This is a genomic window from Arthrobacter sp. SLBN-122 (assembly GCF_006715165.1).
Classification (GTDB): domain Bacteria; phylum Actinomycetota; class Actinomycetes; order Actinomycetales; family Micrococcaceae; genus Arthrobacter.
The window spans coordinates 2263848-2287927 of the sequence record NZ_VFMS01000001.1 but is presented as its reverse complement, the minus strand read 5'-3'; the positions used below and the strand labels follow the sequence as shown (position 1 = coordinate 2287927).

Sequence of the window (24080 nt, the reverse complement as noted above, 5' to 3'; positions counted from 1 at the left end):
TGTTAGCTGGCCGGGGTGTAGGACGACAGGAGCGGGTAGGCGTTGGTGCCGGCGAACTTCACCTGGGCCACCTTCTTGGTGTTGTAGCCCTGGTTGGTCAGCGCCTCGTAGAGCGGGATCATCCAGCCGGACTCCACCAGGCGGGTGTTCAGCTTGCTGGCGGCTGCCTTGACGGCGGCGTCGTCCTTGGCGGCGGCGAGTTCGCCGGTTGCGGCGCTCAGCTGGTCGTCGGTGGCCTTCTGGACGTTGGTGAAGCCGTTGAGGATGGCCCCGTACATCACGCCAACCGGGTTGTCCCAGTTCAGCGGCGCGTAGCCCAGCGGCGTGGTGGCGACGGCGGCGAACGCTTCGTCGGTGGAGGCGGCCATTTTGACGTTCATGGTGATGCCGACGGCGGCGAGGTCCTTCTGGACGGCCTGCAGGTCCGTTTGGGTCTGGGCGCCGGCGATGATGGTGAATTCAAACCCGTTCGGGTAGCCGGCCTCGGCGAGCAGGCTCTTGGCCTTTTCCGGGCTGTAGGCAAACTTGGTTTCGAGGTCCTTGGTGAAGCCGGCCGAATCCTTGGGCAGCGCGTTCCAGGCGGGGATGTCACCCTTGTGCAGGGCGTCCACCAGGGCCTGGCGGTTGATGGCGTACTGGATGGCCTGGCGGACCTTTTCCTGGCCGAACGCCGGCGCGGTCTTGCCGGTCTTGTCGAAGGAGATCATGGTGTTGACGGTGCCGCCAATCTGGGACACCCCCACACCCTTGGACTTGGCGAAGTCAACGGTGTTCGAGGTCAGCATGGCAACGTCCGCCTGGCCGGAAACCAGGGCGTTGGCCCGGGCCTGGGGGTCCAGGACAACGCTGAACACCACCTTTTTGAAGGCGTACTTGGAAGCGTCAGGGCTCTTGTCGTTTTTCACCAGGACGTATTTGTTGCCCTTCACGGTGGAGGGATCAAGGGTGTACGGTCCAGAGCCGTCGGGGGTGGCGGCCAGGGTTGAAGTGTCGGTGACGCCGTTCTTGCCCACGATCATGCCTGTGGTGGAGGCCAGGTTCTTCTCGAATCCGGGCTGCGGCTTGGCGAAGGTCAGTGCCACCTGGGTGGGGCTGACAACGTCCACTGACGTGATTTCCTGCGCACCGCCCTTGGCCACGGCCGAGTAGGCGCTCAGGGCAGGATCGGACCGGCGGTCCAGGTTGGCCTTGACCAGGTCGGCGTCGAGCTTGGAGCCGTCGGCGAATGTCACGCCGTCCTTCAGGGTCAGCGTCAGGACGGTGTTGTCAGCGTTGTAGGTGAACTCCTTGGCCAGGCCGGGGCCGGCGGAGCCATCCGGCTGCAGCGTCATCAGGCTGTCGTAGAGGCCCTCGAAGAACTGGCGCTGCGCTGCAGAGACGCGCAGCGGGTCGAAGCCGAAGGAGGCCGAGTCGCTGTCGATGGCCAGGGTCAGGCTGCTGGTGTCGGCCTTGGCGGCTGCCTGGCTGGATCCGCCGCCGCAGGCGGCCAGGGAGCCCACCAACAGGGCACCGGTCAGGACGGCAGCGCTGCCGCGTGCGGTGGTGGTCAGAAGTTTCATGTGGTGCGCCTTCGCATTCTTCTATGACTGCAACGGAAAGAAAAACAGGGGGACCGGAAGTGCCCGGCTCCCTTCCAGAATCGGCCGGGGCCGCCTGCACCAAACATGACAATGTCATTGATTGAAAAAGTATTGTGGCGGCGGTCACGCGGGCCGACAGGATGGATGCAGGGCAGCGAAGCCTGGGACGCCTTCATGCGTCCATGACGAAAGGAACCCCATGACCAACCCGTTCCCCCGCGACTTCCTTTGGGGCGTGGCCACCGCAGGCCACCAGGTGGAAGGCAACAACGTCAACAGCGATACCTGGTTCCTGGAGCACCTGCCCGGAACCATCTTCGCGGAGCCGTCCGGCGATGCCGTGGACCACTACCACCGCTACCGGGAGGACATCGCCCTGATCGCCGGCCTGGGTTTCACCAGCTACCGCTTCTCCATTGAATGGGCCCGGATTGAGCCGGAGAAAGGCCACTTCTCGGTGGCGGAACTGGACCACTACAAGCGGGTGCTGGAGGCATGCCACGAACACGGCCTTACCCCGGTGGTCACCTTCCACCACTTCACCTCACCGCGCTGGCTGCTTCAGGCCGGCGGCTGGGAAGGCCAGGAGACCTCTGACCTCTTCGCACGCTACTGTGACCGGGTGATGGCGCACCTGGGTGACCTGATCGGCGTCGCCTGCACCCTGAACGAACCCAACCTTCCCTGGCTGCTGGAGTCCTTCGGAATCGGCGGGGAAGCACCGGGGAACCGCGGTTCGGTGCCCATGTGGGCTGCCGCCGCGGAGCGCCTGGGTGTCGACGCCAGCACTGTGGCCCCCTTCCAGTTCTGTTCCACGGAGGCGGGATTCGAGGTGAAGGTGGCTGCACACCGGGCGGCCACGGCAGCCATCAAGGCGCACCGCCCCGAGCTCCAGGTGGGCTGGACGCTGGCAAATTCGGACATCCAGGCCATCGCCGGCGGTGAGGAAATTGCCGACCGCGTGCGCCGCGACGTCAACGAACGCTTCCTGGAAGCTTCCCGCGGCGACGACTTCGTGGGCATCCAGACCTACGGGCGCACTGTATACGGCCCGGACGGCCATGCGCCGGCACCGGAGGGCGTGCCCACCAACCAGATGGGTGAGGAGATCTACCCGCAGGCCCTGGAAGCGACCATCCGCGAGGCGCACCGGATCGCCGGCATCCCCGTGATGGTCACCGAGAACGGCCTTGCCACCGAGGATGACACCCAGCGGGTGGACTACCTGAAGGCAGCGGTCGACGGCGTTGCCTCCTGCCTTGCCGACGGCATCGACGTGCGGGGGTACATCGCCTGGACCGCGTTCGACAACTTCGAATGGATCTTCGGTTACCGGCCCAAGTTCGGCCTGATCGCCGTCGACCGCTCCTCCCAGGAGCGGACCCCGAAGGAGAGCGCACGCTGGCTGGGCAGCCTGGCACGGCAGCAGGCCCTGGCGGAAGCGCCGCAGCCCGCCTAGGGAACAGTCAGTGGCCCGGACTTCCCTGCGGAGTCCGGGCCACTGACGGTTTACGGGGACCGGGACCGCATTGGCTAGGCTGGGACGCGCCGCAACCTTTCGCGGCACCAGAAGATTCGGGGGGATCTGTGCCGCGCCTGTTCATTTGGAGCTTGGTGCAGTGGGGAATGGCCTACTTTGCCGTGCAGGCGGTCACCGGCTGCCTCTGGTGGATCTCCGTCTTCCTCTCGCCGCCGGTACGCCGGGCCACGCTCGGGGATCTGGACCCCCTCCTCGTTGCCGCCTTCGACATACCCCTGTTTGTCATGGCCTCGGCAGCCGCAGCCGCCTTCGGCCGGACCTCCTTCGGCAACATTGCCGCCGTCGTTAGCGCCGGGTGGACTGTTGCCGTTGCCGTCGCGCTGGCAACCTACGCAACCGTCACAACCCAAGCGGGGCTGGGCGTACTGGCGATGGGAGCCGCGGCGGCGGGTTCAGTTGCCGCGCTCTGCGTCCTCTTGCTGGGGCGCATACCCACAGAGTGGATCATCCGGGGTCCCTTCGCTTTCCGGCCGGCCCGCAGCCGCCGAAGCCCAGAATTCCACATGGCCGCGACGTTCGGGCAGCTCATCGTCTTTTGGGGCTTCTTCCTGGGGTTGGTTCCGCCCTGCCTGGCCTTCCTCGAACAGCGTTGGGGCCTCGCCCTTGAGCTTCCCCCGGTTGCGGTACCCGCGGGTATAGCCATCCTTGTCCTGGCCAGCGCGCTGGGGATCTGGTCGGCGGCAGTGATGTCAACGCTGGGTGATGGGACGCCGCTGCCCTCCGCGATGCCCAACCGGCTGGTCATCGCCGGGCCCTACCGCTGGATCCGCAATCCCATGGCTGTGGCGGGCATTACCCAGGGAGCCGCCGTGGGCCTGATCCTCCAGTCGTGGCTCGTCGTCGGCTACGCGGTCCTCGGCTCACTGGTATGGAACTACGCCGTACGGCCCCTCGAGGAAGCAGACCTGTCGGAGCGGTTCGGCGACGACTTCCAGCAATACCGGCGGACGGTCCGTTGTTGGGTCCCCAGAGTTCCCGGAACCCGCCGGACGGCCTAGTCGGCGGCAGGTTCGCGGATCACCAGCACCGGGCAGTGCGCGTGGTGGATGGTCTGGTGGGAGACGGAACCGAGCAGCATTCCGGTGAATCCACCATGGCCGCGCGAGCCGACTGCCACCAGGTCCGCGTCATGGGAAGCGTCAATGAGTGCGGCCGCCGGGTTGCCCTCCACGATCTTTCCCGTGATGGGAACGCCCTGGTCCTTGACGCGTTCCAGCTCCGCCTCAAGGATGGCCTGCGCGTCCTTTTGGAAGATCTCATAGTCCCAGGCGGTGCCCTGTGCATCACTGACGTAGGGAAAGCTCCAGGCCGTCACCGCCTGGACCGCGCCCTTGCGGAGCCTGGACTCCTCGATCGCCCAGTCCATGGCTGCCCGGGACTGCTCGGAACCGTCCACGCCCACCACGATCCTAAAGCTTCCATTACCGGCCACGGTATTCCTTTTCCTGGTTCGATCCGCCTGCTCCAAACACTTCAGTGGACCTCCTCCAGGAGGTGTAAGCCTAGGGGCGAAGGTCCCCGGCGGGCATCCGCCATTCCCGTCGGAAACTTTTGAATCCCTGCCCATCCACCATGCCAGAGGTTCCGAATCCCCACCGTAGTACTGCAACCAAGGCAAGGACGGGCAATGGATGCCGTGGACCAGCAGGCCCTCACCGGTGCTGTCATCAGGGAATACCGGCTGGACCTGGCACAGCTGTGGCTGGAGTTCGTCGGGCTGGGCGGGGACGCCCCGGAACACGTCATCCGGGACTATTGCTCGGGCCAGGCCCACCTTTCAGCCAAAGAACGTGACGCGCTCTCGCTGGCTGTCAATGAACATTGTGCGGCTGAAGGCCTGCCGCTGCGGGCTCCCCTCAGCACTTCTGCCCTTTCCACACCTCAGCCGGAACGGCATGACCCGAAGCAAAAGGACCCGGAGCGGAAAGATCCTTACTCGTCGAAGTAGGTGAAGGTGTCCGATGCTCCGGCTACTGATGCCACAACGGCCGCCGCAACGTCCCGGAGTTTCATGTTCCGGGTGCTGGACGCGTCCCGGAGCAGCTTGAACGCCACCGCTTGGCTGCACCGGTTCTGCGCCATGATGGCTCCGGTTGCCAGGTCGATCACCGTGCGCGTCTGCATGGCGGCGCTCATGCCGTCCTTGGTCTCTTCCAGCTTCAGCATCCGCAGGGCAAGCGTCAGGCCTTTCGAGGCCTGCCGGACGAACGCTTCCGCGGCACCGATACCCTGGCTGCCAAAGGAGAGGGGCTCCGAGCAGTGGAACGTGAGCACGCCCTGCGAATCCCCCTCCAGCGATGCGGGGATGCTCAGCACCGAGCGGAAACCCTGTTGCTTGACGGCCTGGACGTACTCCGGCCAGCGCTCTTCCCGCCGGAGGTCGGGAACCAGCACTGTCTTTGCCGTCCGCATGGCCGTGGTGCCAGGACCATCGCCAAACCTGGATTCCAGCTGCGAGAGGAGCCGTGAACTGCAGTTGCTGCCGGCACTCGCCGCGGGTTTCTTGGGCCGCAGCACCACGATCTCACACGAGCATATGTGCCCCTGCCCGCCAATCCTGGCCGCCGCGTAGGCCGCGAGGTCCTTGAGGAAAGCCTCAACCTCGGGGTTCTGCAGGAATGACTCCTGGATATGCAGGGCAACGTCTGCGAAGTCCTCGTTTTCAGGGACGCCGGCGTTGAGCACGCGTCTTACCTCCCGGGCATTAGTTAAAAGCCACACCACCGTGGCCGCCCACTGCCGAACGGTGATGCCAGCCTACCTGCGACCGTGTCGTAACCTGTCAACCATGACGCGCCTCTCCACCCCGGGCGGATCCGTCCGCGGCAATTCCGTCGAGACTGCCGGGACCACGGTCCAACGGTTCCTTGGCATCCCCTACGCGGCACCGCCGTCGGGAGCCAACCGCTTCCGGCCGCCGGTACCGGTGGTGCCCTGGACCGGCGTGCTCGATTGCACCGTCCCCGGCCAGGCCGCGCCCCAGAACCCCGAATCCCATGCACCCCCCGGCTCCATGCCGCGCTCCTGGAGCGAAGAGGGCTGCCTCAACCTGAACGTCTGGACGCCCGGGACGGATGGGCCGGCCAGGCCGGTGATGGTATGGATCCATGGCGGCGCGTACCTGATGGGCGCCAACAGTGATGCAATGTACGACGGCGCCCGGCTCGCCGCTGCGGCGGGCGTGGTGCTGGTGTCCGTCAACTACCGCCTGGGCGCGCTGGGTTTCCTGCACCTGGCGGACCTGTTGGGGCCGGATTACGGGGACTCGTCCAACCTTGCCCTGCTGGACCAGCTGGCGGCCCTGCGCTGGGTCCGCCGCAACATCGGCGCCTTCGGCGGCGACCCCCACAACGTGACCATCTTCGGCGAGTCCGCCGGCGCCGCAGCCATCGGCACCCTGCTGGGCATGCCGGCGTCGGAAGGGCTCTTCCGCCGGGCCATCATGCAAAGCGGTACGGCCGAACGCTACCGCCGGCCGGAGGAGTCTGCGCGGATCACGGCCGCATTCCTTGAACTGTGCGGCTTGGACGGCTCCTCGGCAAAGGAACTGCTGACCCTCCCGGTGGAGCGGCTGCTGAAAGCCCAGGCCGCCCTGGAGAGGCGTGCCGCTGTGGAGTCGTTCGCGGTTCCGCTGCCGTTCCAGCCCACGGTGGGCACGCCGTCGCTGCCGGTGCCACCGCTGGACGCCGTCCACAACGGGACCAACCGCGGCGTGGACCTGCTGATCGGCACCAACCTGAACGAGGGCTCATTCGCCGTCGAAATGCGCCCGGCCTCCGCAGCTGACCCGGACTATCCTGCGCGCGCCGCCGCGGTGCTGTCCGGCGCAGGGGTCCCGCCTGAGGCTGCCCATGGCTATGCGGAGGCACTCACCCGGCTGCTGGGCACGGCACCGGCAGGCAAGGAACTCCTGGAAGCGGCCATCGCCGATTCCCTCTACCGCCAGCCCAGCAACCGCCTGCTGGCCGCCCGCCGGGAGGCTGCCGGCGGAAAGAACTTCGCGTACTTGTTCACGTGGCGCAGCCCGGCGATGGGCGGGAAGCTGGGGGCCTGCCACGCCCTGGACATCCCCTTCGTCTTCCGGCACCTGGACACGCCGGAAGCGGCCTTCCTCACCCGGGGCAAGGCGCCCCAGCCGCTCAGCGATGCCATGAGCCGGGCGTGGGCGGCGTTCGCAGGTACGGGAACCCCTGGCACCGAACACCTCGCGTGGCCGGAGTACGGACCGCAGCGCACCACCATGATGCTCGACGGCGAGTCCCGGCTGGAAGCCGACCCCCGGCAGGAGGTCCGGGAGTTCTTCGAAGCCGTCAGGCTGCTGCCAGCGAGTTAAGCGTGTCGCGGATCCCGTTCAGTGCCGGATCCCGGAGCGACATGAAGGCAGGCTTCAGCAGCGGCTGGATGATCTTGGCCGGCCCGTTGATGCTGAACTCGGCCGTGTACTTCACCACCGATCCGGTCCCGTTGGGGCTGACGTCGATCGAATCGAAGGCCGTCACGGTCTTGTTCTCGCCGCGCAGCTTGATGTGGTTGTCCGTCAGCTCGATGACCTCGTAAACCAGGGTCTGGCGCTTTCCACGGAACTCGGACTCCGCATGGTACTTGTGCCCCACGGCCACCGGGCCCGGGGTGAGCTTGTCCATGACGGGGGTGTTGGGGTCCCACTTGCTGGTGTTCTCAAACTCACTCATGAAGGCAAAGGCCTTCTCCGCGGACAGGTTGGTTTCCACACTTCCGGTGACTGTGATCATCACCCAAGTCTAGGAGTACCCCGGCGCCGGGCGGCAGCCATTTTGAAGCACAGTTTCCCGCCCAGCTCCTGCGGACGGATCCATGCCTCGTAGCCTTCGGCGGCGGTAAACAATGCCCTTCCGGCTTCGGAGTCGGCCGCGAGCCACAGGACCGCCGGATCCCGCATGGCGTCGTCCACCACGCCGGTCCGGACAACCTGGAAGTCTTTCCGGATCTCCACGGGAACCCCGATCAGGCGGCTCCAGTCACGGGAGGGGTACGGCTTCATGGTTCCCCCTTTGCGGCCGGGTGCTAGCAGCCTTCGAAGTCGGTGAGGACCTTCACCTTGCCGGCAGAGGCCGACGACGGATCGAACGAGTAGCCGATCCATTCCTTTGCGAGCCGCCGGGCGAGTTCGATGCCCACCACCCGCTGGCCCATGGTGAGTACCTGGCAGTCGTTGGACAGGATGGAACGCTCCACGGAGAAGGAGTCGTGGGCAGGGGTGGCCCGGATGCCGTCCACCTTGTTCGCGGCGATGGCCACGCCGATTCCGGTGCCGCAGAAGAGGATGGCCCGGTCGGCGGCGCCGTCCCGGATCATCTCCCCGGCCGTGATGCCCACGTACGGGTAGGGCCTCGTGAAGTCGTCCGGGGCGTCACTTCGGTTGACCCCAATGTCGATGACTTCGCTGACGCGCCGATCCTGCCGCAGGTCCGCCAGCACCTTGTCCTTGTAGTCCACGCCGGCCTCGTCGGCGCCGACAATGAGCCGCAGCCCCATGGTGTGTCCTTCCGTTGTCATTGCTTTGCTCCTGCCGGTGCAGCGGCGGGCAGTGTGCCATCGCCGCTCCCAGCAGCGGTGGCGGTGAAATGCGGCCCCATGACGGCGAAGACCATCGCCAGCGATGTGGCACGTGGGTCCGCCGTGCCCAGGCTCTTCTCTGCAAGGGGGCGGGCCCGGCCCTTGCGGGGAAGGAGGTCCGCGGTGGCTTCCGCCGCGGCGGCCGCCTCACGTGCGGCGTCCTGCCAGGCCTGGCCCGGTTCCACGCCGTACCCCACCGTGCGGCTGAAGGCGGAGGCAAAGGGCAGCAGGGCGTCCACCATGGTCTTGTCGCCCTTTTCGGCTTTGCCCAACTGGACGATCCGGTCCGCGAACGCTGTCACGGCTGCCGCCAGGGCACTGGGCGCAGGCGCGGACGTGTTTCCCAGCGTTTCACCAAAGGCGCGCAGTCCAGCTCCCCACAGGACGCCGGAGGTTCCACCAGCTTTGTCCGCCCAGGCGTCGCCGGCGGCGGCCAGCACATCTCCGGCGCCGGCTCCCTTCTCCAGTGCGTCCGACGCTGCTGCCGCGGCTGCATCCACCCCGCGCACCATGCCGCGGCCGTGGTCGCCGTCCCCGGCAACGGCGTCCATCCGGCCAAGGCGTTCCTCGGCGTCGTGCAGCGACGTGCGGGCGGCTCCGATGGCAGCGACGCAGGCGGCGGCGTAACCATGGGAGTCATCCGTGGCGACGAATGCCGCAGCGGAGGCACCGCCGTCGGGCGCTTCCTCGGCGCCCAGCGCACCGGCTTCCCGGGCCGCATTGCCGCGGCGGTAGGCAGGAGTTTCCGCCGGTGCCGTCCACAGACGCTCAAGTTCCTCGTCCAGCCAGGTGACGGTCAGCGAGACGCCGGCCATGTCCAGGCTGGTGACCAGCTCGCCCACCTCAGGCATGACCAGCGTGTAGCCCCCGGCGCGCAGCAGCGGGGCCACGGCGCCCCAGAGGACGAACAGCTCCTCATGCTTGGTGGAGCCGAGCCCGTTGAGGATGACGGCGATCCGCTTGCCGGCATTGGGCGGCGTTTCGGCGAGCACCGGGGCCACCAGTTCCTGGCCCAGGTCCATGGCCGACGGCAGGTCCGTGTCGTGCAGGCCGGGCTCGCCGTGGATGCCAAGGCCCAGGCCCATCTGCCCATCGGGAAGGGTGAACAGCGGCGATTCGGCGCCTGGGAACGTGCAGCCGGCAAACGCGCTGCCAATGGTCCGGGTCAGGCTGTTGGCCTTGCGGCCCAGGCGGACCACCTCGGCCAGGTCCGCGCCATCCTCGGCGGCCGCGCCCATCACCTTGAACACCGTGAAGTCACCGGCGATGCCGCGGCGCTTGGCGGATTCCGACGGCGGGGCGCTGGCGATGTCATCCGTCACCAGGACGTTCTCCACGGCAATGCCCTCGGCAGCCAGGCGTTCACTGGCCATCCCGAAGTTCATCACGTCGCCGGCGTAGTTGCCGTAGGTGAAGACGACGCCGGCCCCGGATTCGGCTGCCTTCGCCACCGAATATGCCTGCTGAGCCGAGGGTGAGGTGAAGATGTTGCCCACCACCGCCCCGTCGGCGAAGCCGCTTCCGATCAGTCCGGCGAAGGCTGGATAGTGGCCGGAGCCACCGCCGGCCAGGACGGCGACCTTGGGCTGTGCCGGGCGGTAGCGGCGGACGGCGCCGCCGGGAACCTGGCGGACCAGGTCGGAGTGGACGTCGCAGAAGCCTGCCAGGGCCTCCTCGGCGAACTCTGAGGGGTCGTTGAAGATCTTGGTCATGGTGGTTCTCCGGCCTCCGGGGGGGCGGGTTAGGTGGGGGCTGCTAGTGGATGTGGCTGCCGCCGTTGATGTCGATGGTGGTGCCGGTGAGGTAGGCGGAGTCCTCGGAGGACAGGAAGGTGATCACGGAGGCCACTTCTTCCGTGGTGGCGTTGCGGCCCAGCGGGATGCCGGCGTTGATAGCGGCCTCCTGCTCTTCGGTGCTGCCCACGCGGATGTTGGTGTTCACGGCCCCCGGGGTGATGGCGTTGACGGTGACGCCGGTGGTGCCCAGCTCGCGCGCCAGGGCCTTGGTGAAGCCCAGGATGGCGGCCTTGGCAGCGGAGTAGGGAACCTTGCCGAAGACGCCGCCGCCGCGCTGGGCGGACACGGAGGACATGTTCACAATGCGGCCCCAGCCGTTCTCGATCATGTCCGGCAGGAAGGCCTTGGTCACCAGGTAGGTGCCGGTGGCGTTGACGTCCATGACCTTGTGCCACAGCTCAAGGGTGGTTTCCAGGAACGGAAGCGGGGAGGTGATGCCGGCGATGTTGGCCAGGGCGCCGACGGGCGGGAGGTTGCCGGCTGCCACCTCCGCGGCGACGGCGGCCTGGGCAGCGATCACGGACGCTTCGTTGGCGACGTCGATCCCGTGGCCGAAGGCGGGGACGTTGAACTCATTGCCGATTTCGGCCGCAACCTTGGCTGACTTCTCGCCGTCGAGGTCCAGGATGACGATGCCCCAGCCTTCACGGGCGTAGCGGCGGGCGGTGGTGATGCCGATGCCGCGCTCCGAGGTGGCTCCGGTGAGGACTGCAGTGCGGTGGATGGTGGTCATGATGGTGCTCCTTGAATTGTGTGCGTGGATCGCTTGTTGTGGTGGATCGATTGCTCCGTATCTGTCGTTCTGGACGTTCAAAACGGCAGATACGGAGCAATCGATGGTGGTTTGTGTCTGTTCAGATGAGGTCGGTGATGAAGCTTGCCGCCTTTGCGGCGGCGGCCGGGCGTTCGTCATTGCTGACGTCCCGGGTTTCCAGTTCCAGGGAAAAGTGGCCCGTGTAGCCGTCGGCCGCGAGCCGCTTCAGGCCACCGGCGAAGTCGACATCGCCGTTGCCGATGCTGAGGTTGATGTTCCCCGGGACGGCGTCGCGCAGGTGGACGTGGCTGATGAGGCCCCGGTGCCGGTCCAGGTAGGCCCCCACGTCCTCGCCGGATGCCACAATGTGGCTGAAGTCCATGACGATTCCCACGCCGGTCCCCGCCAGCCGGTCGGCAAGCATCCCCGCCCGCTCCAGGTTCCAGCAGAACCGCAGGAAGTGCAGGGATTCGGTCCAAAGTTCGACGCCGAATTCGGCGGCGCGCCGGCCGGCACCTGTCAGCTGGGCGGCGATGAGGTCCAGGTCCTCCCCGACGCTGCGCACCGGGGTGTGGTCCAGGGCACCGCAGGGCAGCACCAGGGCCTCGGCTCCGATATTGGCGGTGAGGGTGAGCAGGGCGTCGAGATGGCGCTGCCTGACGGCCTCGCCCTCGGCATCCAGCACCGCGTTCAGGTCCCCGATGTCGCCGTTTACGGACCGGACCCGCAGGCCCGAGGCCAGAACCTCAGCGGACACAGCGTTGACGGCTGCTTCTGTCAGTTCATAGGGAACGTGGTCGCACACTCCGGGCAGCGCACCGAGGTCGATCTCCTCGAAGCCCAGCCCCTTCATGCTGCGCAGGGCGGCGCCCAGGTCCTGGCGCCGGAAGCTGATGGATGAGCACCCGAGTCTGGAATGGAACATCATTGATCCTCTGGTTCGTGCCGAGCAGTAGTGATGGGCACCACAGTAGTCTCGTTAACTGTCAACAGTCAACCCTCAAAGTCGACTGTTGACAGTGAAGATGATGTGGGTCACACTGGTTGCTATCCAGTTTGTTAACAGTCGACAGCGGCGGACTTCCTCCAGCCGCTCTTCGAAAGGGAACCACCATGAGCAAAGATGCTCTGACCATGCGCGGTCCGGTCCACGGCACCAAGGACGCCAGGCGAGTTGCCATCGGATCCGGCGTGGGGGCCGTCATCGAGACCTATGACTTCATCGGCTTCGGCACCGCTGCCGCACTGTACTTCGGCACCGCATTCTTCCCCGGGAGCGATCCCGTCACCGGCACCTTGGCCTCCTTCGCCACCTTGGGCGTCGGCTTCGCAGCCCGTCCCCTGGGCGGCATCATCGGTGGCCACCTCGGTGACAAGGTGGGCCGCAAGCCCGTCCTGGTGGCCTCGTTGATCCTGATGGGCCTGGCCACGTTCGCCATCGGCCTGCTCCCCACCTACGCGGCGGTCGGGCTGCTTGCCCCCGCACTGCTCGTCTTCGTCCGCATCGTCCAGGGCCTGGCCTTCGGCGCGGAATGGGGCGGTGCCATCCTGATGAGCTACGAGCACGCGCCCTGGAAGTCCAAAGGCAAGTACACCGGCATTGTCCAGGCCGGCTTCCCCGTGGGCCTGCTGCTGGCCAACCTGACCTTCCTGTTCAGCGTCCAGCTCGGCAACGAACTTGCCTGGCGCATACCGTTCCTCGCCAGCATCCTGCTGGTGATCGTGGGCCTCATCATCCGCTCCAAGGTCCCGGAGTCCCCCGTCTTTGACGAGGTCAAGGACAGTGGCGCCATCGTCAAGGCCCCCATCGTGGAGGTCATCAAGACCGACTGGCGCAACATCGTCAAGGGCATCGGCCTGCGCATCGCTGAAACTGCCGGCTATGCAGTGTCCATCACCTACATGATTTCCTACATCAACAGCCAGCACCTGGCGGACAAGAGCCAGACCCTGATCGCCCTCTGCATCGCCTCGGCCATCGGCATCTTCGCCACCCAGGCCTGGGCAGCACTCACGGACCGCATTGGCCGCCGCCCCCTGTACATCTGGTCAACAGCCTTTGCCGCCCTGTTCGCAATTCCGATGTTCCTGCTGGTCAACACCGGCCTGTTCATAGCCATCATCCTCACCATCGTGATCTCGTACGCGGTCTGCCAGAACTCCCTGGCCGGCGCCCAAGGTGCCTGGTTCCCCGAGCTCTTCCAAGCCAAGACCCGCGCCTCCGGTGCCAGCCTGGCCTACCAGATCTCCGCCATGGTTTCCGGCTTCACCCCGTTCATCACCACCCTCCTGTTCGTCAGCTTCGGCTGGATGGGCCCGGCGCTGCTCTTCGGCACTTACGCCCTGATCGGGCTCTGGGCCGCCTTCGCCACCCGGGAAACCTGGGGCAAGCGTGAGCGCGAGCTGGCAGATGAAGCCACCAAAAGCACCCCCAACACCGTCAACGCCTGAATAACCTCACGCACCAAACAATCACGGAGCCAGTAATGCCTACAGAAACCGTCCAGGACGCCGCCCCGCAGGGAGGAATACTGCAGACCGCAGTGACGCCCGAACGTGTGGACAAGATCAGCGCCGCCGCCTACCGGATCCGGCACCACGCCCTGAACATGGGCGAGGTCCAGGGCCAGGGATACGTGGGCCAGGCCCTGGGCGCCGCGGACATGCTCGCAACCGTCTACGGGGACCAGCTGAATTTCCGCGCAGAGGACCCGCACTGGGAGGGCCGCGACCGGTTCCTCCTCTCCACCGGCCACTACGCCATCGGCCACTACGCAGCCCTGGCAGAGGCCGGCATCGTCCCCGTCGAGGAGCTGGAGACCTACGGCTCCGATGACTCCCGGCTGCCGATGTCCGGGATGTCCACCTACACACCCGGCATGGAAATCTCCGGCGGTTCGCTGGGGCACGGCTTGACCATCGCCGTCGGCATGGCCCTGGGGCTGCGCTACCAGGGCTCCAGCGCCCGGGTATTCAACTTCCTCTCCGATGGCGAGCTGGACGAGGGCTCCACCTGGGAAGCCGCCATGGGTGCGCACCACCACCAACTGGGAAACCTGACCGCCATGGTGGACATCAACGCCCTGCAGGCGGACGGTAAAACCGACACCGTGCTGCGCACCGAGCCGGTCACGGAGAAGTGGGAATCGTTCGGCTGGTACACCCAGCGGGTGGATGGGAACGACGTCGGCGCGCTGCTGGCAGCGTTCGACAACGCAGCTGCCCAGGCCGCCGCCGTCGGCCGTCCCTCCGTGATCCTGTGTGACACCAAGGTGGGCCGCGGCGTTCCGCTGCTGGAAAACCGCGAAAAGGCGCACTTCATGCGCATCGAAGAACACGAATGGCAGATCTGCCGCGAGCAGCTCACCGCCGGCTATGAAGGAAAGGCTTCAGCATGAGCACCACCACCGAGGCTCCGGACACCACAACAGCGGCCAAGCCGAAGCTGAAGACGTCGGCCATGATCGCATCCTTCGCGGACCCGGGGCAGAAGACGGCCTCCGCACCGTTCGGGCACGCCCTGGTCAAGGCCGCGCAGGAGAACGACAGGATCGTTGGCCTCACCGCGGACCTGGGCAAGTACACGGACATGCACATCTTCGCCAAGGCCTTCCCGGAGCGGTTCTTCCAGATGGGCATGGCCGAGCAACTGCTGTTCGGTGCCGCCGCCGGCCTGGCCGAAACCGGACTGGTGCCGTTCGCCTCCACCTACTCGGTGTTCGCCGCCCGCCGCGCCTACGACTTCCTCTGCCTGGACGCTGCAGAGCCGAACCTGAACGTGAACATCGTGGGCGGCCTGCCCGGCCTGACCACCGGGTACGGCCCCAGCCACCAGGCCACCGAGGACATGGCAATCTTCCGCGGCATGCCCAACCTGACCATCGTGGACCCCTGCGACTCGGTGGACATCGAACAGGCCGTCCCGCAGCTCGCAGCCTCCGAAGGACCCACCTACCTGCGCCTGCTGCGCGGCAACGTTCCCACGGTCCTGGACGAGTACGGCTACACGTTTGAGCTCGGCAAAGCCAAGGTCCTGCGTGGCGGCAACGACGTCGTGTTCATCTCCTCCGGGCTGATGACCATGCGTGCCCTCCAGGCAGCCAAGGCGCTGGCGGCACACAACGTGGACGTCGCCGTCCTGCACACCCCCACCATCAAGCCGTTCGACGCCGAGACGGTCCTCGCGGAGATCAACACCGACCGTCTGGCCGTCACCCTGGAAAACCATTCCGTGGTGGGCGGGCTGTTCGAAACCGTTGCGTCCGCCGTCGTGACTGCCGGCCTGGGCAAGCGCGTGGTTCCCGTGGCGCTGCCGGACCAGTTCCTGGACGCCGGCGCGCTGCCCACCCTGCACGACCGCTACGGCCTGGCTGTGGACCGCATCGTGGCCAAGGTCCTCGCCGAACTGGGCTAGGGGGACCAGAAATGCAGAAAGCACGGCACTGGCCCAGGCCGGTGCCGTGCTTTCTGCCGTACTATCGAAATTACTTCCGACTGTAAACAGTCGACCTATGACATTGAGGACAGAAGCCATGGCCGGACTGACCGCCCCGCTGCTGGGGCTGCAGAAGCAAAACCTGCGCGAGCAGGCGCTCTCGGCGCTGAGGACCGCCATCACGAGCGGTGAACTGGAGCCCGGCCGGCACCTGGTGGAGACCGAGCTCTCCGAGATGCTGCAGATCAGCCGAGGCACGCTTCGGGAGGCGCTCCGCCAGCTGGAGCAGGAGGGGCTGCTCTCCGCAGGGCCCCGCGGCCGGCTCTCGGTCCGGCACCTGGATGAGAAGGAAATCCGGGACATTTACGCCGTCCGCGCCGCCCTGGAATCCCTCGCCGCCCGGACCCTGTGCGAATTGCCGGACCGGCAGCAGGTCACCGAATCCCTGCACAAGGCCATCGACGCCATGGACGCCGCAGTCAATGGGAGCCTCGAGGAACGGATCGAATCCGACCTCGAGTTCCACCGCACCCTCTGCCGGCTCACCGGAAACGAAACGCTGCTCCACTCCTGGGAGTCCCTGGAGGGCTCCATCCGGATGTCCATCATGTTCGCGGGCCTGGAGAAGGGTGTCAGCAACATGAGCGTGGACCGCCACAAGGACATCGTGGCAGCGATCGACACCGGCGATGCCACCTTGGCACGCAAGACCATCCTGGAGCACATGGACACCGCCGCCGCCAACCTGGTGGCGTAGCTTCCGCCCTTCCACGTGCCCGTCCGGGAATCTCAACGCGTTCCCGCCCGTTAACTTACTGCACGGTAAATAACCGCGGCGTTAACGAGGGATGGTATGACCGCAAAGTTTGTGTCATTCGAGGACGACGCCGGGAAGGTCACCCGGTATGCCCGCCACGACAACGGCGGCGGGCTCATTGCGCCCGGAGCCACGGTGGCGGACAGCGCCAGGATCGGGGCCCTGACCTACGTGGAAAACGGCGCCAAGGTAGGTTCAGGCTGCCGGATTGGCCATGGCAGCTGGATCGACCGGGACGCGACCATCGGTGACCGGACGGTGATCGGGGACGGCGTGCGCATCGGCCGGGGCACGGTGATCGGCAACCGGGTGCACATCGGCAGCCACTCGAGAATCGGCTCCAGTGTCCTGATCGAGCACGGCGTCCATCTGGATACCGACAGTACGGTTCCGGACGGCAGCGAGGTCCTCGCCGGGGCGCACTCACGCCTGTCGCCCGCAAGGCACCGGCAGCACCGGAAGACGAGGGGCGGGATCGCGGCCTGAGCCGCCCTGCCTTCCGCTGCCGCAGCGCCGCCGCGCCCCAGACGGCCAGGAGCAGCGCCACCAGCAGCAGGCCGGCGTCGCCCAGGTCGATGGATCCGAGCCACGCAGTCAGCGGGTCTTCGAGGGCAAAAGCGGCATGGAAGAACCCGCCCAAAGTGATCACTGCGATGAACAGCGCCGAGACCGCGGAAATGCCCGTAACCACAGCGTTGAATCCAAGCTTCCGCCGAGGGTCAGCCAACGCGGAGCGGTACATCCGCATCATCGCCATGCCGTTCACCGAATCACACAGCGTCATCGCGGCAGCGAAGGCAAGCGGCAGCGCGAGCAGGGCGAAGGGCGGCACTCCGCCCAGCGAGGCCGCCGTCGCCATCATCAGCAGCCCAATGGTGGTGGCGGTATCGAAGCCCAGGCCGAACAGGAAACCGATGACGTAGATGTTCCGCGGCCGGCGCACCCTGGAGAGGGGCCCGGCGAGGAGCCGGGCCACCAGGCCCTGCGGCTCCAGGTCCCGGAGATCGACGGCGGCGCCGCCCTGGGAGCGCCGGAAGGCAGCCGCCGAGCGGGTGAAGGCTGAGCCGTTGAACAGCCCCATGGCCAGCAGGAACAAGCCGGACACACCGCTCCCAATCAGCCCCAGCACCAGGTTCCCGGCAGTGCCGTCCTGCATCAGGCCGCCAACCATGGACGCACCGGCGATCACCAGCACCCCGGCCAGGGTCACCACCGAGCTGTGCCCCAGGCTGAACGCGAAGCCCACGCTCACCGGATGCTGCCGCTGTGCCACGAACTTCCGCGTGGAGTTGTCGATGGCGGCCAGGTGGTCCCAATCGTAGCTGTGCTTCACCCCGGCCAGGTAGGCCGTGAGGACAAGCCCCCAGGACAGTGCCTCGCCGCCCCCGGTCCGGGTCCCGGCGAGCAGAAGTACGACGGCGGCGGCATGGAGCGCGGCCACGGCACCGAAAGTGAACAGCACCCTAGTCCGGAGCGGCAGTGTGCCCCGGTCACGGTAGAGGGCACCGATACTTGCCATCAGTGTTTCCTCAGGTCCAGCGGGGCCTGCCCGTACCAGCGTTCACGCAGGAAATTTGTACAGGACCGGAGCAGGCGGTTCAGTTCGTCCGTGCTGTTGGAGAGGCTACGCAGCACCAGCCCCGTGGTGCCTGCGACGGTGCGGGTCAGCGAAATGCCGGTCAGCGTGTTGCAGCCAGACGTAAGCCCATGCAGTTCGTCAGCGAGCGCCTGGTCCACCCGCGCGTCCACCACCACCAGCGACCCCAGGTGGCTGTAGCCTTCCATGAAACCGAGCCCGGTGACGTCGTGGAGCGGCGGCCGGATCAGCAGGTTGTCCAGCGCCAGCAGTTGGGTGCCCTGATCGGCTTCGACATGGATTTCGTTCCGCAGCCGGACCTCCTCATATCGGAAGGCGGCCCCGTCCGGCGACCAGCCGGGCGTCACCACTTCCGCCATGACAAGGCTCGACGACGGCCGCAGGGTCACGGAGGTCCGTTGCCGGTAGCTGGCCTCCCGGTAGGCGATGAGCTGGTCCGGCATGAGTTCCAGCCGCGCCCCCTCCCCCAGCCGGACAGCCATCCGCTGCTCAGCAAACGATCCAGGAGTCCGATAGACCTTGGTCGCTGACTGGGTAGTCAGCAGCAGGTCAGCTCCGTCCACCACCTCCACATCCACGAGGAAAAGATCAGCCCCAAGATAAGCCCCGCCAGGATTCACGACGACATAACAAACCTGCCCGGAGTCATCGAGGTAGTGCGGCCGAAGAACCCGAAGCGCCCCCTCATGAAACTGATGCGTCGCGACCGACTTCCCGCCCCGGAAACTGACCCCCAACTCAAGCCGCCCCATAGGTGACGTACCCGCTGAGGCGGCGGAGCCGGATGTAAGGGGCCGCGGCGTGGTGGGCACCGCGAAGCGGGCACGGCCCCTTACATCCGGTGAAGCCGCCGGTGGCGCTCCCGCCGTCGTACTCATGAGGCCAAATCAAGCATCAGGACGTCGCGGCGGATCCAATCGATGACTTTATCCAGTCCTTCGTCAGTTTTGAGGTTGGTGAAGCAAAACGGCTTAGTGCCGCGGAACTCGCGGGAGTCCCGTTCCATGACTGATAAATCCGCCCCGACGTGGGGTGCGAGGTCGGTTTTGTTGATGATGAAGAGGTCGGACTTGATCATGCCCTGGCCTGCTTTGCGCGGGATCTTCTCGCCTTGGGCCACGTCGATGATGTAGATGGAGAAGTCGACGAGTTCGGGGCTGAAGGTGGCGGAGAGGTTGTCGCCGCCGGATTCGACGAAGATGACCTGCAGGTCGGGGTGGCGGGTTTTGAGTTCCTCGATGGCGGCGGTGTTCATGGATGTGTCTTCGCGGATGGCGGTGTGGGGGCAGCCGCCGGTTTCGACGCCGATGATCCGGTCCACGGGGAGGATGCCGTTGGCGGCGAGGATTTTGGCGTCCTCGATGGTGTAGATGTCATTGGTGATGGCGGCCATGGAGATGTCGCCGCTCATGTGCCGGGTGACCCGCTCCACGAGCTGGGTTTTGCCGGCACCGACGGGTCCGCCGATGCCGATCTTGATGGGTTCAGTCATGGTTTCCTCCTTGAGATAAAAAGCGGTCAGCTCATGAACATCCGGGCACGTTGGCGTTCGTGCCGCATTTGTGAAATTTCGAGTCCGGGGCTGACGGCGCCAAGGTCGTCCGGCGTGAGGCGGGCGATCACTTCGAGGGCGGCAGCGACGTCGTCGTGCGCTTTCCGCAGCACCCGCTGCCCGGCGTTCTGGCCCAGGGGGATGGCGCGGACGGCGTTCTGCGTCAGGGTGGTGACGGTGGCGAAAAGGTAGGCGGCGAGCGCCTCCTGCTGGGGCACGCCCAGGGAGCTGGCGACGACGGCGAACGCCAGCGGCTGGTGCCCGGCGGCCCGGCCATCACGCACCGAGTCCTGGTACAGTTCCAGCTCCGGCGAGGGAAACACCACGCCCCCGATCTCCAGCAGCCGGGACCCCATCTTGAGGCTGGCCTCCCGAACCTGCCGCGGCAAAAGAGAAGCTGACAGGAGAGCATCCAACTCCCCCAGATCAACTCCTTCATAGAAGAGCTGAATGGCCAACCCATCCGAGTAAGTCAGCGACTGAGAGATGAAAGCGGAGAGCCAGGTTCCGAATGACTCTTCATCAAAAACGAGCCCCCGATCGAGATAAGTCTCGAACCCAAGAGAGTGGGCAAAAGCCCCGGTAGGCAAAGCAGAGTCAGTGAGCTGCTGAAGAGCAAGCTGGTAACCGCTCACTAATCGCCTCCCAAAGGTGCTAAACCCGAGCGACGCGAGGGATATGGGGCCGCGGCGTGGCGGGCACCGCGAAGCGGGCACGGCCCCATATCCCTCGCGGCGTCCCAAGCTGACGCAACCGAGGAAGCGCGCAGCGCGTGAGAGTCAGTGTGAGTGCTCAGCATGGCGGAAAGGTACAGGGAGGACGCGTTCCTGACGGGTGTACGGCACTGAGTTGTGGCGGAGGTAGTCCTCGACGGTGTGGTCGTAGGCACACACCATGACTTCGGCTTGGTATTCGCTCGTGGCATCGAAGAATTGTGCCTGGAGGTGCCGGTTGCCGAGGGAGTGCGCGGTGACGCCCATTTCGTGGATGGTGCGGGGCGCGATGACCAGGACGTCGGTGGGCAGGACGGAGACGACGATCATGTTGGTCTCTGCCACGTGGAGGATGTCGCCGTCGCGGAGGTCTCCGGACCCGGCGGGGAGGCGGATGCCGATTTCCTTGCCGTGGTCCGTGGTGGCGCGCTGGATGCGTTTGACCAGGGAGGCGCTGGGGAGCACCACTTTTTCCCGGTGGAGCCCGGCGTAGGTTTCAGGGTCCGGCAGGTCGTGCAGGTTGCCGAGGACTTTGTCGATGATCACGTGGGGCTCCCGAGTTGGGTAGTGAAGGTCTAGAAGAGGAAGTAGCGCTGTGCCATGGGCAGGACGTCGGCGGGTTCGCAGGTAACGTCCTCGCCGTCGACGGTCACCTGGTAGGTTTCCGGGTCCACCTGGATGTCGGGTGTGGCGTCGTTGTACTTGAGGTCCGCCTTGGTGAGGGTCCGGATGCCGGAGACGGCCCGGATGACCTTTTCCAGCCCGAGTTCTTCGGGCACGCCGGCGTCGATCGCAGCCTGTGACAGGAAGGTGATGGAGGACTGCTGCACGGCCTTCCCGAAGGTGGCGAACATGGGCCGCATAGTGCGGGGCTGCGGCGTGGGGATGGAGGCGTTGGCATCCCCCATCAGGGCGTAGGCGATCTGCCCGCCTTTGAGCACCAGCTCCGGTTTGACGCCGAAGAACGCCGGATCCCAGAGGACCAGGTCGGCGAACTTGCCCACCTCCACGGAGCCCACGGAGTCCGCGATCCCTTGGGCCAGCGCGGGATTGATCGTGTACTTGGCCACGTAGCGCTTGAGCCGGAAGTTGTCGCTGCCCTCGGAGCCGTGCGCACCGCCGTCGTGATCTTCCAGCACGCCCCGCTGCTTCTTCATCTTGTCCGCCACCTGCCAGGTGCGGGTGATGACCTCGCCCACCCGCCCCATGGCCTGGGAGTCGGAGGAGGTGATGGAGAAGATGCCCAGGTCCTGCAGGACGTCTTCGGCGGCGATGGTTTCGGCGCGGATGCGGGAATCGGCGAAGGCGACGTCCTCGGGAATGTCCGGGTTGAGGTGGTGGCAGACCATGAGCATGTCCAGGTGCTCTTCGATGGTGTTCCGCGTGTACGGCAGGGTGGGGTTGGTGGACGCCGGCAGGACGTTGGGCATGCCGGCGATCCTGATGATGTCTGGTGCGTGCCCGCCGCCGGCGCCCTCGGTGTGGAAAGTGTGGATGACGCGGCCGTCGATGGCGCGGATGGTGTCCTCCACGAAGCCGCATTCGTTCAGGGTGTCGGTGTGGATGGCCACTTGGACGTCGTACTCGTCGGCCACGGTGAGGGACGTGTCGATGGAGGAGGTGGTGGATCCCCAGTCCTCGTGCACCTTGAGCCCGATGGCACCGGCGCGGATCTGCTCGGCCAAAGGTTCGACGGCGGAGGCGTGCCCCTTGCCGAACAGGCCGATGTTCATGGGCAGCCCCTCGGCCGCCTGCAGCATCCGCTGGATGTGCCACTTTCCGGGAGTGACGGTGGTGGCCTTGGTGCCTTCGGCAGGGCCTGTGCCGCCGCCGATCATGGTGGTGATGCCGCTGGCCAGGGCGGTGGGCACCTGGTCCGGGGAAATGAAGTGGATGTGGGTGTCGATGCCGCCGGCGGTAAGGATCTTCCGCTCCCCGGCGATGATTTCGGTGCCTGCCCCGATGACGATATCCACACCGTCAGTGATCTGCGGGTTGCCGGCCTTGCCGATCTTGAGGATGTGGCCGTCCCTCAGGGCGACGTCCGCTTTGTAGATGCCGGTGTAGTCCAGGATCACCGCGTTGGTGATCACGGTGTCCGGGATGGCGCCGCCCTGGCCGTCGTCGTCCCTGACCGCCTGGCCGTTCTGGCCCATGCCGTCGCGGATCACCTTGCCGCCGCCGAATACCACTTCCTCGCCGTACACGGTGAGGTCTTGTTCGATCTCGAGGAACAGGTCAGTGTCCGCCAGTCGGATTTTGTCCCCGGCGGTGGGCCCATAGAGGTCCGCGTACTGGCGGCGGGGTATCCCGAAGCTCACTGGCCGTCCCCTTCCGTTAAGGGCCCGCCCGGGCGGGCGACGCCGTCGAGCCTTCCATTGACGGCGTTGCTGAGCCCGAACACCTCGCGGCGCCCGGCCAGCTCAATCAGCCGCACGCTCCGCGAATCCCCCGGTTCAAAACGGGCAGCCGTCCCAGCGGGAATGTCCAGGCGCCGGCCGTAGGCGGCGTCCCGGTCGAAGGACAGGGCGGCGTTGGCCTCCGCGAAGTGGAAGTGGGAACCCACCTGCACGGGCCGGTCGCCGGTGTTGATGACAGCAACCTCGATTGCCTCCCTGCCCGCGTTCGCAGTCACGGGTTCCGGCCGGAGAACGTACTCGCCTGGAATCATTGCGGTTCTCCTCAGCGGATGGGGTTGTGGACGGTGACCAGCTTGGTGCCGTCGGGGAAAGTGGCCTCGATCTGCACGTCGTGGATCATCTCGGGCACACCCTCCATGACGTCCCCGCGGGTGAGGAGGGTGGTGCCGTAGCCCATGAGCTCGGCAACGGTCCTGCCGTCCCGGGCACCCTCGATCAGTTCGTAGCTGATGATGGCCACGGCCTCGGGGTAATTGAGTTTCAGGCCGCGTGACTGCCGGCGCCGGGCCAGGTCCGCGGCCACCACGATCATGAGCTTTTCCTGCTCACGCGGCATCAGATGCATGGACTTCCCTTCGACGGCCAACGGCGTGGGGTCCAGCGTAAACCCGGCACGTTTCCACCAGGTTTCAGCAGCATCAGGCCGCTCTATCCAGCAGGCCTCACTGATTCAACCGGCCGAGGATCTCCCCGCTGGACTGGACTGGCTGGCGGTAGGTGGTGGAGAGGATGCGGAGCATATCGGCGGCGTCCTGGTCGTCTTCGGAGGCCATAGCGTCCTTGGCATACGTCACCCGGATGTTGTGCGCGAAGGCGTCAGCGGCAGTCTGGGCGATGCAGTTGTGGGTGGAAACACCGGCGAGCACCACCTCGCCGGCTCCCCAGTTCCGCAGACGGGCCAGCAGGTTGGTGCCCACAAACGCGCTGTCCCTGGTCTTGTTCAGCTGGGGCAGGTCCTCGGTGATGAGCCCCGGCACCGACTGGGCCTGCCCGCTGCCGCGGAAGATGAACCCCTGGTCGTCATCAAGCATGCTGAGGGTCCAGGTGGATTTGTCCCGCTCGTGTTCGGTGCCTACCAGCAGCGACTTGTGTCCGGCAGCCTTGAACCCTTCCAGCAGGCGGTTGCATTCGCTGACCACCCGCTCCTGCTGGGCTGCCAGCTCGGGGGTTTCGAAGAACGCGTTCTGCATGTCGATGACCAGGAGGGCAATCATGGGTGCACCTTTCCGTCTCGTGAACCGGTGCCAGTTCTGTACCCTCAGGCGGCACAGCCAAAACTGC

Annotated in this window: 26 protein-coding genes and 1 pseudogene; 9 read left to right on the top strand and 18 right to left on the bottom strand. The window is 66.2% G+C overall.

What is annotated here, in order from left to right:
• Positions 1 to 2: 2 nt before the first annotated feature.
• Complete coding sequence (locus FBY36_RS10715) at positions 3 to 1559, bottom strand: ABC transporter substrate-binding protein (RefSeq protein WP_142119244.1); 1557 nt, start codon at positions 1557 to 1559, stop codon at positions 3 to 5.
• A 220-nt stretch (positions 1560 to 1779) separates the two neighbouring features.
• On the opposite strand from FBY36_RS10715, the gene FBY36_RS10710 reads away from it, so the two are divergent.
• Together FBY36_RS10710 and FBY36_RS10705 are read left to right on the top strand one after the other, a co-directional pair.
• Complete coding sequence (locus tag FBY36_RS10710) at positions 1780 to 3039, top strand: glycoside hydrolase family 1 protein (RefSeq protein WP_142119242.1); 1260 nt, start codon at positions 1780 to 1782, stop codon at positions 3037 to 3039.
• Between the two features lie 167 nt (positions 3040 to 3206).
• Positions 3207 to 4118, top strand: coding sequence for a methyltransferase family protein (locus tag FBY36_RS10705; protein WP_142122591.1), 912 nt, complete (start codon positions 3207 to 3209; stop codon positions 4116 to 4118).
• Here the strand turns inward: FBY36_RS10705 and FBY36_RS10700 are convergent.
• A complete protein-coding gene (locus tag FBY36_RS10700) occupies positions 4115 to 4552 on the bottom strand; it encodes a universal stress protein (protein ID WP_142119240.1) in 438 nt (145 codons plus the stop codon). The two genes, FBY36_RS10705 and FBY36_RS10700, sit on opposite strands and share 4 nt — an antisense overlap.
• A gap of 195 nt (positions 4553 to 4747) precedes the next feature.
• On the opposite strand from FBY36_RS10700, the gene FBY36_RS10695 reads away from it, so the two are divergent.
• Complete coding sequence (locus FBY36_RS10695; RefSeq protein ID WP_142119239.1) at positions 4748 to 5068, top strand: hypothetical protein; 321 nt, start codon at positions 4748 to 4750, stop codon at positions 5066 to 5068.
• Here FBY36_RS10695 and FBY36_RS10690 read toward each other — a convergent pair.
• Entirely contained in the window at positions 5053 to 5805 is a 753-nt protein-coding gene (locus tag FBY36_RS10690) for a GAF and ANTAR domain-containing protein (RefSeq protein WP_142119237.1), read from the bottom strand. The two genes, FBY36_RS10695 and FBY36_RS10690, sit on opposite strands and share 16 nt — an antisense overlap.
• 103 nt (positions 5806 to 5908) lie before the next feature.
• Between FBY36_RS10690 and FBY36_RS10685 the strand changes: the two genes are divergently transcribed.
• Complete coding sequence (locus FBY36_RS10685) at positions 5909 to 7453, top strand: carboxylesterase/lipase family protein (RefSeq protein WP_142119235.1); 1545 nt, start codon at positions 5909 to 5911, stop codon at positions 7451 to 7453.
• Here FBY36_RS10685 and FBY36_RS10680 read toward each other — a convergent pair.
• The 6 genes from FBY36_RS10680 to FBY36_RS10655 form a co-directional block, all read right to left on the bottom strand.
• Positions 7431 to 7871 carry an SRPBCC family protein gene (locus FBY36_RS10680; protein ID WP_056337739.1) on the bottom strand — a complete coding sequence of 147 codons (441 nt, stop codon included), beginning with the start codon at positions 7869 to 7871 and terminating at the stop codon, positions 7431 to 7433. The genes FBY36_RS10685 and FBY36_RS10680 overlap by 23 nt on opposite strands.
• The gene (locus FBY36_RS10675; protein ID WP_142119233.1) at positions 7871 to 8140 is read right to left on the bottom strand and encodes a hypothetical protein; all 270 of its coding nucleotides are present in this window, start codon (positions 8138 to 8140) and stop codon (positions 7871 to 7873) included. Before FBY36_RS10675 ends, FBY36_RS10680 begins: the two co-directional genes overlap by 1 nt.
• Positions 8141 to 8163: 23 nt before the next feature.
• Positions 8164 to 8655, bottom strand: coding sequence for an RpiB/LacA/LacB family sugar-phosphate isomerase (locus tag FBY36_RS10670; protein WP_327436693.1), 492 nt, complete (start codon positions 8653 to 8655; stop codon positions 8164 to 8166).
• A complete protein-coding gene (locus tag FBY36_RS10665) occupies positions 8652 to 10427 on the bottom strand; it encodes a dihydroxyacetone kinase family protein (protein ID WP_142119231.1) in 1776 nt (591 codons plus the stop codon). The genes FBY36_RS10670 and FBY36_RS10665 overlap by 4 nt, the downstream gene beginning before the upstream one ends.
• 43 nt (positions 10428 to 10470) lie before the next feature.
• Complete coding sequence (locus FBY36_RS10660) at positions 10471 to 11244, bottom strand: SDR family NAD(P)-dependent oxidoreductase (protein ID WP_142119229.1); 774 nt, start codon at positions 11242 to 11244, stop codon at positions 10471 to 10473.
• A gap of 121 nt (positions 11245 to 11365) precedes the next feature.
• A complete protein-coding gene (locus FBY36_RS10655; protein WP_142122589.1) occupies positions 11366 to 12190 on the bottom strand; it encodes a sugar phosphate isomerase/epimerase family protein in 825 nt (274 codons plus the stop codon).
• Positions 12191 to 12378: 188 nt separating this feature from the next.
• Between FBY36_RS10655 and FBY36_RS10650 the strand changes: the two genes are divergently transcribed.
• The 5 genes from FBY36_RS10650 (at position 12379) to FBY36_RS21140 (ending at position 17003) form a co-directional block, all read left to right on the top strand.
• Positions 12379 to 13716: an MFS transporter gene (locus FBY36_RS10650; protein ID WP_142119227.1), complete on the top strand. Its 1338-nt coding sequence runs from the start codon at positions 12379 to 12381 to the stop codon at positions 13714 to 13716.
• 35 nt (positions 13717 to 13751) lie between these two features.
• Entirely contained in the window at positions 13752 to 14663 is a 912-nt protein-coding gene (locus FBY36_RS10645) for a transketolase (protein ID WP_142119225.1), read from the top strand.
• The gene (locus tag FBY36_RS10640) at positions 14660 to 15679 is read left to right on the top strand and encodes a transketolase family protein (protein WP_142119223.1); all 1020 of its coding nucleotides are present in this window, start codon (positions 14660 to 14662) and stop codon (positions 15677 to 15679) included. Before FBY36_RS10645 ends, FBY36_RS10640 begins: the two co-directional genes overlap by 4 nt.
• Positions 15680 to 15797: 118 nt before the next feature.
• The gene (locus FBY36_RS10635) at positions 15798 to 16457 is read left to right on the top strand and encodes a GntR family transcriptional regulator (protein ID WP_142122588.1); all 660 of its coding nucleotides are present in this window, start codon (positions 15798 to 15800) and stop codon (positions 16455 to 16457) included.
• A gap of 96 nt (positions 16458 to 16553) precedes the next feature.
• The gene (locus FBY36_RS21140) at positions 16554 to 17003 is read left to right on the top strand and encodes a DapH/DapD/GlmU-related protein (protein ID WP_142119221.1); all 450 of its coding nucleotides are present in this window, start codon (positions 16554 to 16556) and stop codon (positions 17001 to 17003) included.
• Between the two features lie 10 nt (positions 17004 to 17013).
• On the opposite strand, the pseudogene FBY36_RS10625 reads toward FBY36_RS21140, so the two are convergent.
• The 9 genes and pseudogenes from FBY36_RS10625 to FBY36_RS10585 form a co-directional block, all read right to left on the bottom strand.
• Positions 17014 to 18036, bottom strand: a pseudogene (locus FBY36_RS10625) (HoxN/HupN/NixA family nickel/cobalt transporter); the annotation flags it as partial.
• The gene (locus FBY36_RS10620) at positions 18036 to 18866 is read right to left on the bottom strand and encodes an urease accessory protein UreD (RefSeq protein ID WP_235008948.1); all 831 of its coding nucleotides are present in this window, start codon (positions 18864 to 18866) and stop codon (positions 18036 to 18038) included. The pseudogene FBY36_RS10625 and the gene FBY36_RS10620, both read right to left, overlap by 1 nt.
• Before the next feature lie 122 nt (positions 18867 to 18988).
• Positions 18989 to 19606: an urease accessory protein UreG gene (ureG, locus tag FBY36_RS10615; protein ID WP_142119218.1), complete on the bottom strand. Its 618-nt coding sequence runs from the start codon at positions 19604 to 19606 to the stop codon at positions 18989 to 18991.
• A gap of 26 nt (positions 19607 to 19632) precedes the next feature.
• Positions 19633 to 20301, bottom strand: a complete 669-nt coding sequence (locus FBY36_RS10610) for an urease accessory protein UreF (protein WP_142119216.1) — start codon at positions 20299 to 20301, stop codon at positions 19633 to 19635.
• 144 nt (positions 20302 to 20445) lie between these two features.
• On the bottom strand, positions 20446 to 20925 hold the full coding sequence (gene ureE, locus FBY36_RS10605; protein ID WP_142119214.1) for an urease accessory protein UreE: 480 nt from the start codon (positions 20923 to 20925) through the stop codon (positions 20446 to 20448).
• A 29-nt stretch (positions 20926 to 20954) separates the two neighbouring features.
• Positions 20955 to 22700, bottom strand: coding sequence for an urease subunit alpha (ureC, locus tag FBY36_RS10600; RefSeq protein WP_142119212.1), 1746 nt, complete (start codon positions 22698 to 22700; stop codon positions 20955 to 20957).
• Positions 22697 to 23050, bottom strand: a complete 354-nt coding sequence (locus tag FBY36_RS10595) for an urease subunit beta (protein ID WP_142119210.1) — start codon at positions 23048 to 23050, stop codon at positions 22697 to 22699. The genes ureC and FBY36_RS10595 overlap by 4 nt, the downstream gene beginning before the upstream one ends.
• 11 nt (positions 23051 to 23061) lie before the next feature.
• Positions 23062 to 23364 (bottom strand): urease subunit gamma, encoded by a 303-nt coding sequence (locus FBY36_RS10590; RefSeq protein ID WP_142119208.1) that lies wholly within the window; start codon positions 23362 to 23364, stop codon positions 23062 to 23064.
• A gap of 97 nt (positions 23365 to 23461) precedes the next feature.
• Positions 23462 to 24013, bottom strand: a complete 552-nt coding sequence (locus FBY36_RS10585) for a cysteine hydrolase family protein (RefSeq protein ID WP_142119206.1) — start codon at positions 24011 to 24013, stop codon at positions 23462 to 23464.
• Between the last annotated feature and the right edge of the window lie 67 nt (positions 24014 to 24080).

Bases quoted from the DNA above. Each gene is read 5' to 3' on its own strand.
- FBY36_RS10715 (WP_142119244.1), bottom strand. From the start codon at position 1,559: ATGAAACTTCTGACCACCACCGCACGCGGCAGCGCTGCCGTCCTGACC.
- FBY36_RS10710 (WP_142119242.1), top strand. From the start codon at position 1,780: ATGACCAACCCGTTCCCCCGCGACTTCCTTTGGGGCGTGGCCACCGCA.
- FBY36_RS10705 (WP_142122591.1), top strand. From the start codon at position 3,207: ATGGCCTACTTTGCCGTGCAGGCGGTCACCGGCTGCCTCTGGTGGATC.
- FBY36_RS10695 (WP_142119239.1), top strand. From the start codon at position 4,748: ATGGATGCCGTGGACCAGCAGGCCCTCACCGGTGCTGTCATCAGGGAA.
- FBY36_RS10685 (WP_142119235.1), top strand. From the start codon at position 5,909: ATGACGCGCCTCTCCACCCCGGGCGGATCCGTCCGCGGCAATTCCGTC.
- FBY36_RS10680 (WP_056337739.1), bottom strand. From the start codon at position 7,871: ATGATCACAGTCACCGGAAGTGTGGAAACCAACCTGTCCGCGGAGAAG.
- FBY36_RS10675 (WP_142119233.1), bottom strand. From the start codon at position 8,140: ATGAAGCCGTACCCCTCCCGTGACTGGAGCCGCCTGATCGGGGTTCCC.
- FBY36_RS10670 (WP_327436693.1), bottom strand. From the start codon at position 8,655: ATGACAACGGAAGGACACACCATGGGGCTGCGGCTCATTGTCGGCGCC.
- FBY36_RS10665 (WP_142119231.1), bottom strand. From the start codon at position 10,427: ATGACCAAGATCTTCAACGACCCCTCAGAGTTCGCCGAGGAGGCCCTG.
- FBY36_RS10660 (WP_142119229.1), bottom strand. From the start codon at position 11,244: ATGACCACCATCCACCGCACTGCAGTCCTCACCGGAGCCACCTCGGAG.
- FBY36_RS10655 (WP_142122589.1), bottom strand. From the start codon at position 12,190: ATGTTCCATTCCAGACTCGGGTGCTCATCCATCAGCTTCCGGCGCCAG.
- FBY36_RS10650 (WP_142119227.1), top strand. From the start codon at position 12,379: ATGAGCAAAGATGCTCTGACCATGCGCGGTCCGGTCCACGGCACCAAG.
- FBY36_RS10645 (WP_142119225.1), top strand. From the start codon at position 13,752: ATGCCTACAGAAACCGTCCAGGACGCCGCCCCGCAGGGAGGAATACTG.
- FBY36_RS10640 (WP_142119223.1), top strand. From the start codon at position 14,660: ATGAGCACCACCACCGAGGCTCCGGACACCACAACAGCGGCCAAGCCG.
- FBY36_RS10635 (WP_142122588.1), top strand. From the start codon at position 15,798: ATGGCCGGACTGACCGCCCCGCTGCTGGGGCTGCAGAAGCAAAACCTG.
- FBY36_RS21140 (WP_142119221.1), top strand. From the start codon at position 16,554: ATGACCGCAAAGTTTGTGTCATTCGAGGACGACGCCGGGAAGGTCACC.
- FBY36_RS10620 (WP_235008948.1), bottom strand. From the start codon at position 18,866: ATGGGGCGGCTTGAGTTGGGGGTCAGTTTCCGGGGCGGGAAGTCGGTC.
- ureG (WP_142119218.1), bottom strand. From the start codon at position 19,606: ATGACTGAACCCATCAAGATCGGCATCGGCGGACCCGTCGGTGCCGGC.
- FBY36_RS10595 (WP_142119210.1), bottom strand. From the start codon at position 23,050: ATGATTCCAGGCGAGTACGTTCTCCGGCCGGAACCCGTGACTGCGAAC.
- FBY36_RS10590 (WP_142119208.1), bottom strand. From the start codon at position 23,364: ATGCATCTGATGCCGCGTGAGCAGGAAAAGCTCATGATCGTGGTGGCC.
- FBY36_RS10585 (WP_142119206.1), bottom strand. From the start codon at position 24,013: ATGATTGCCCTCCTGGTCATCGACATGCAGAACGCGTTCTTCGAAACC.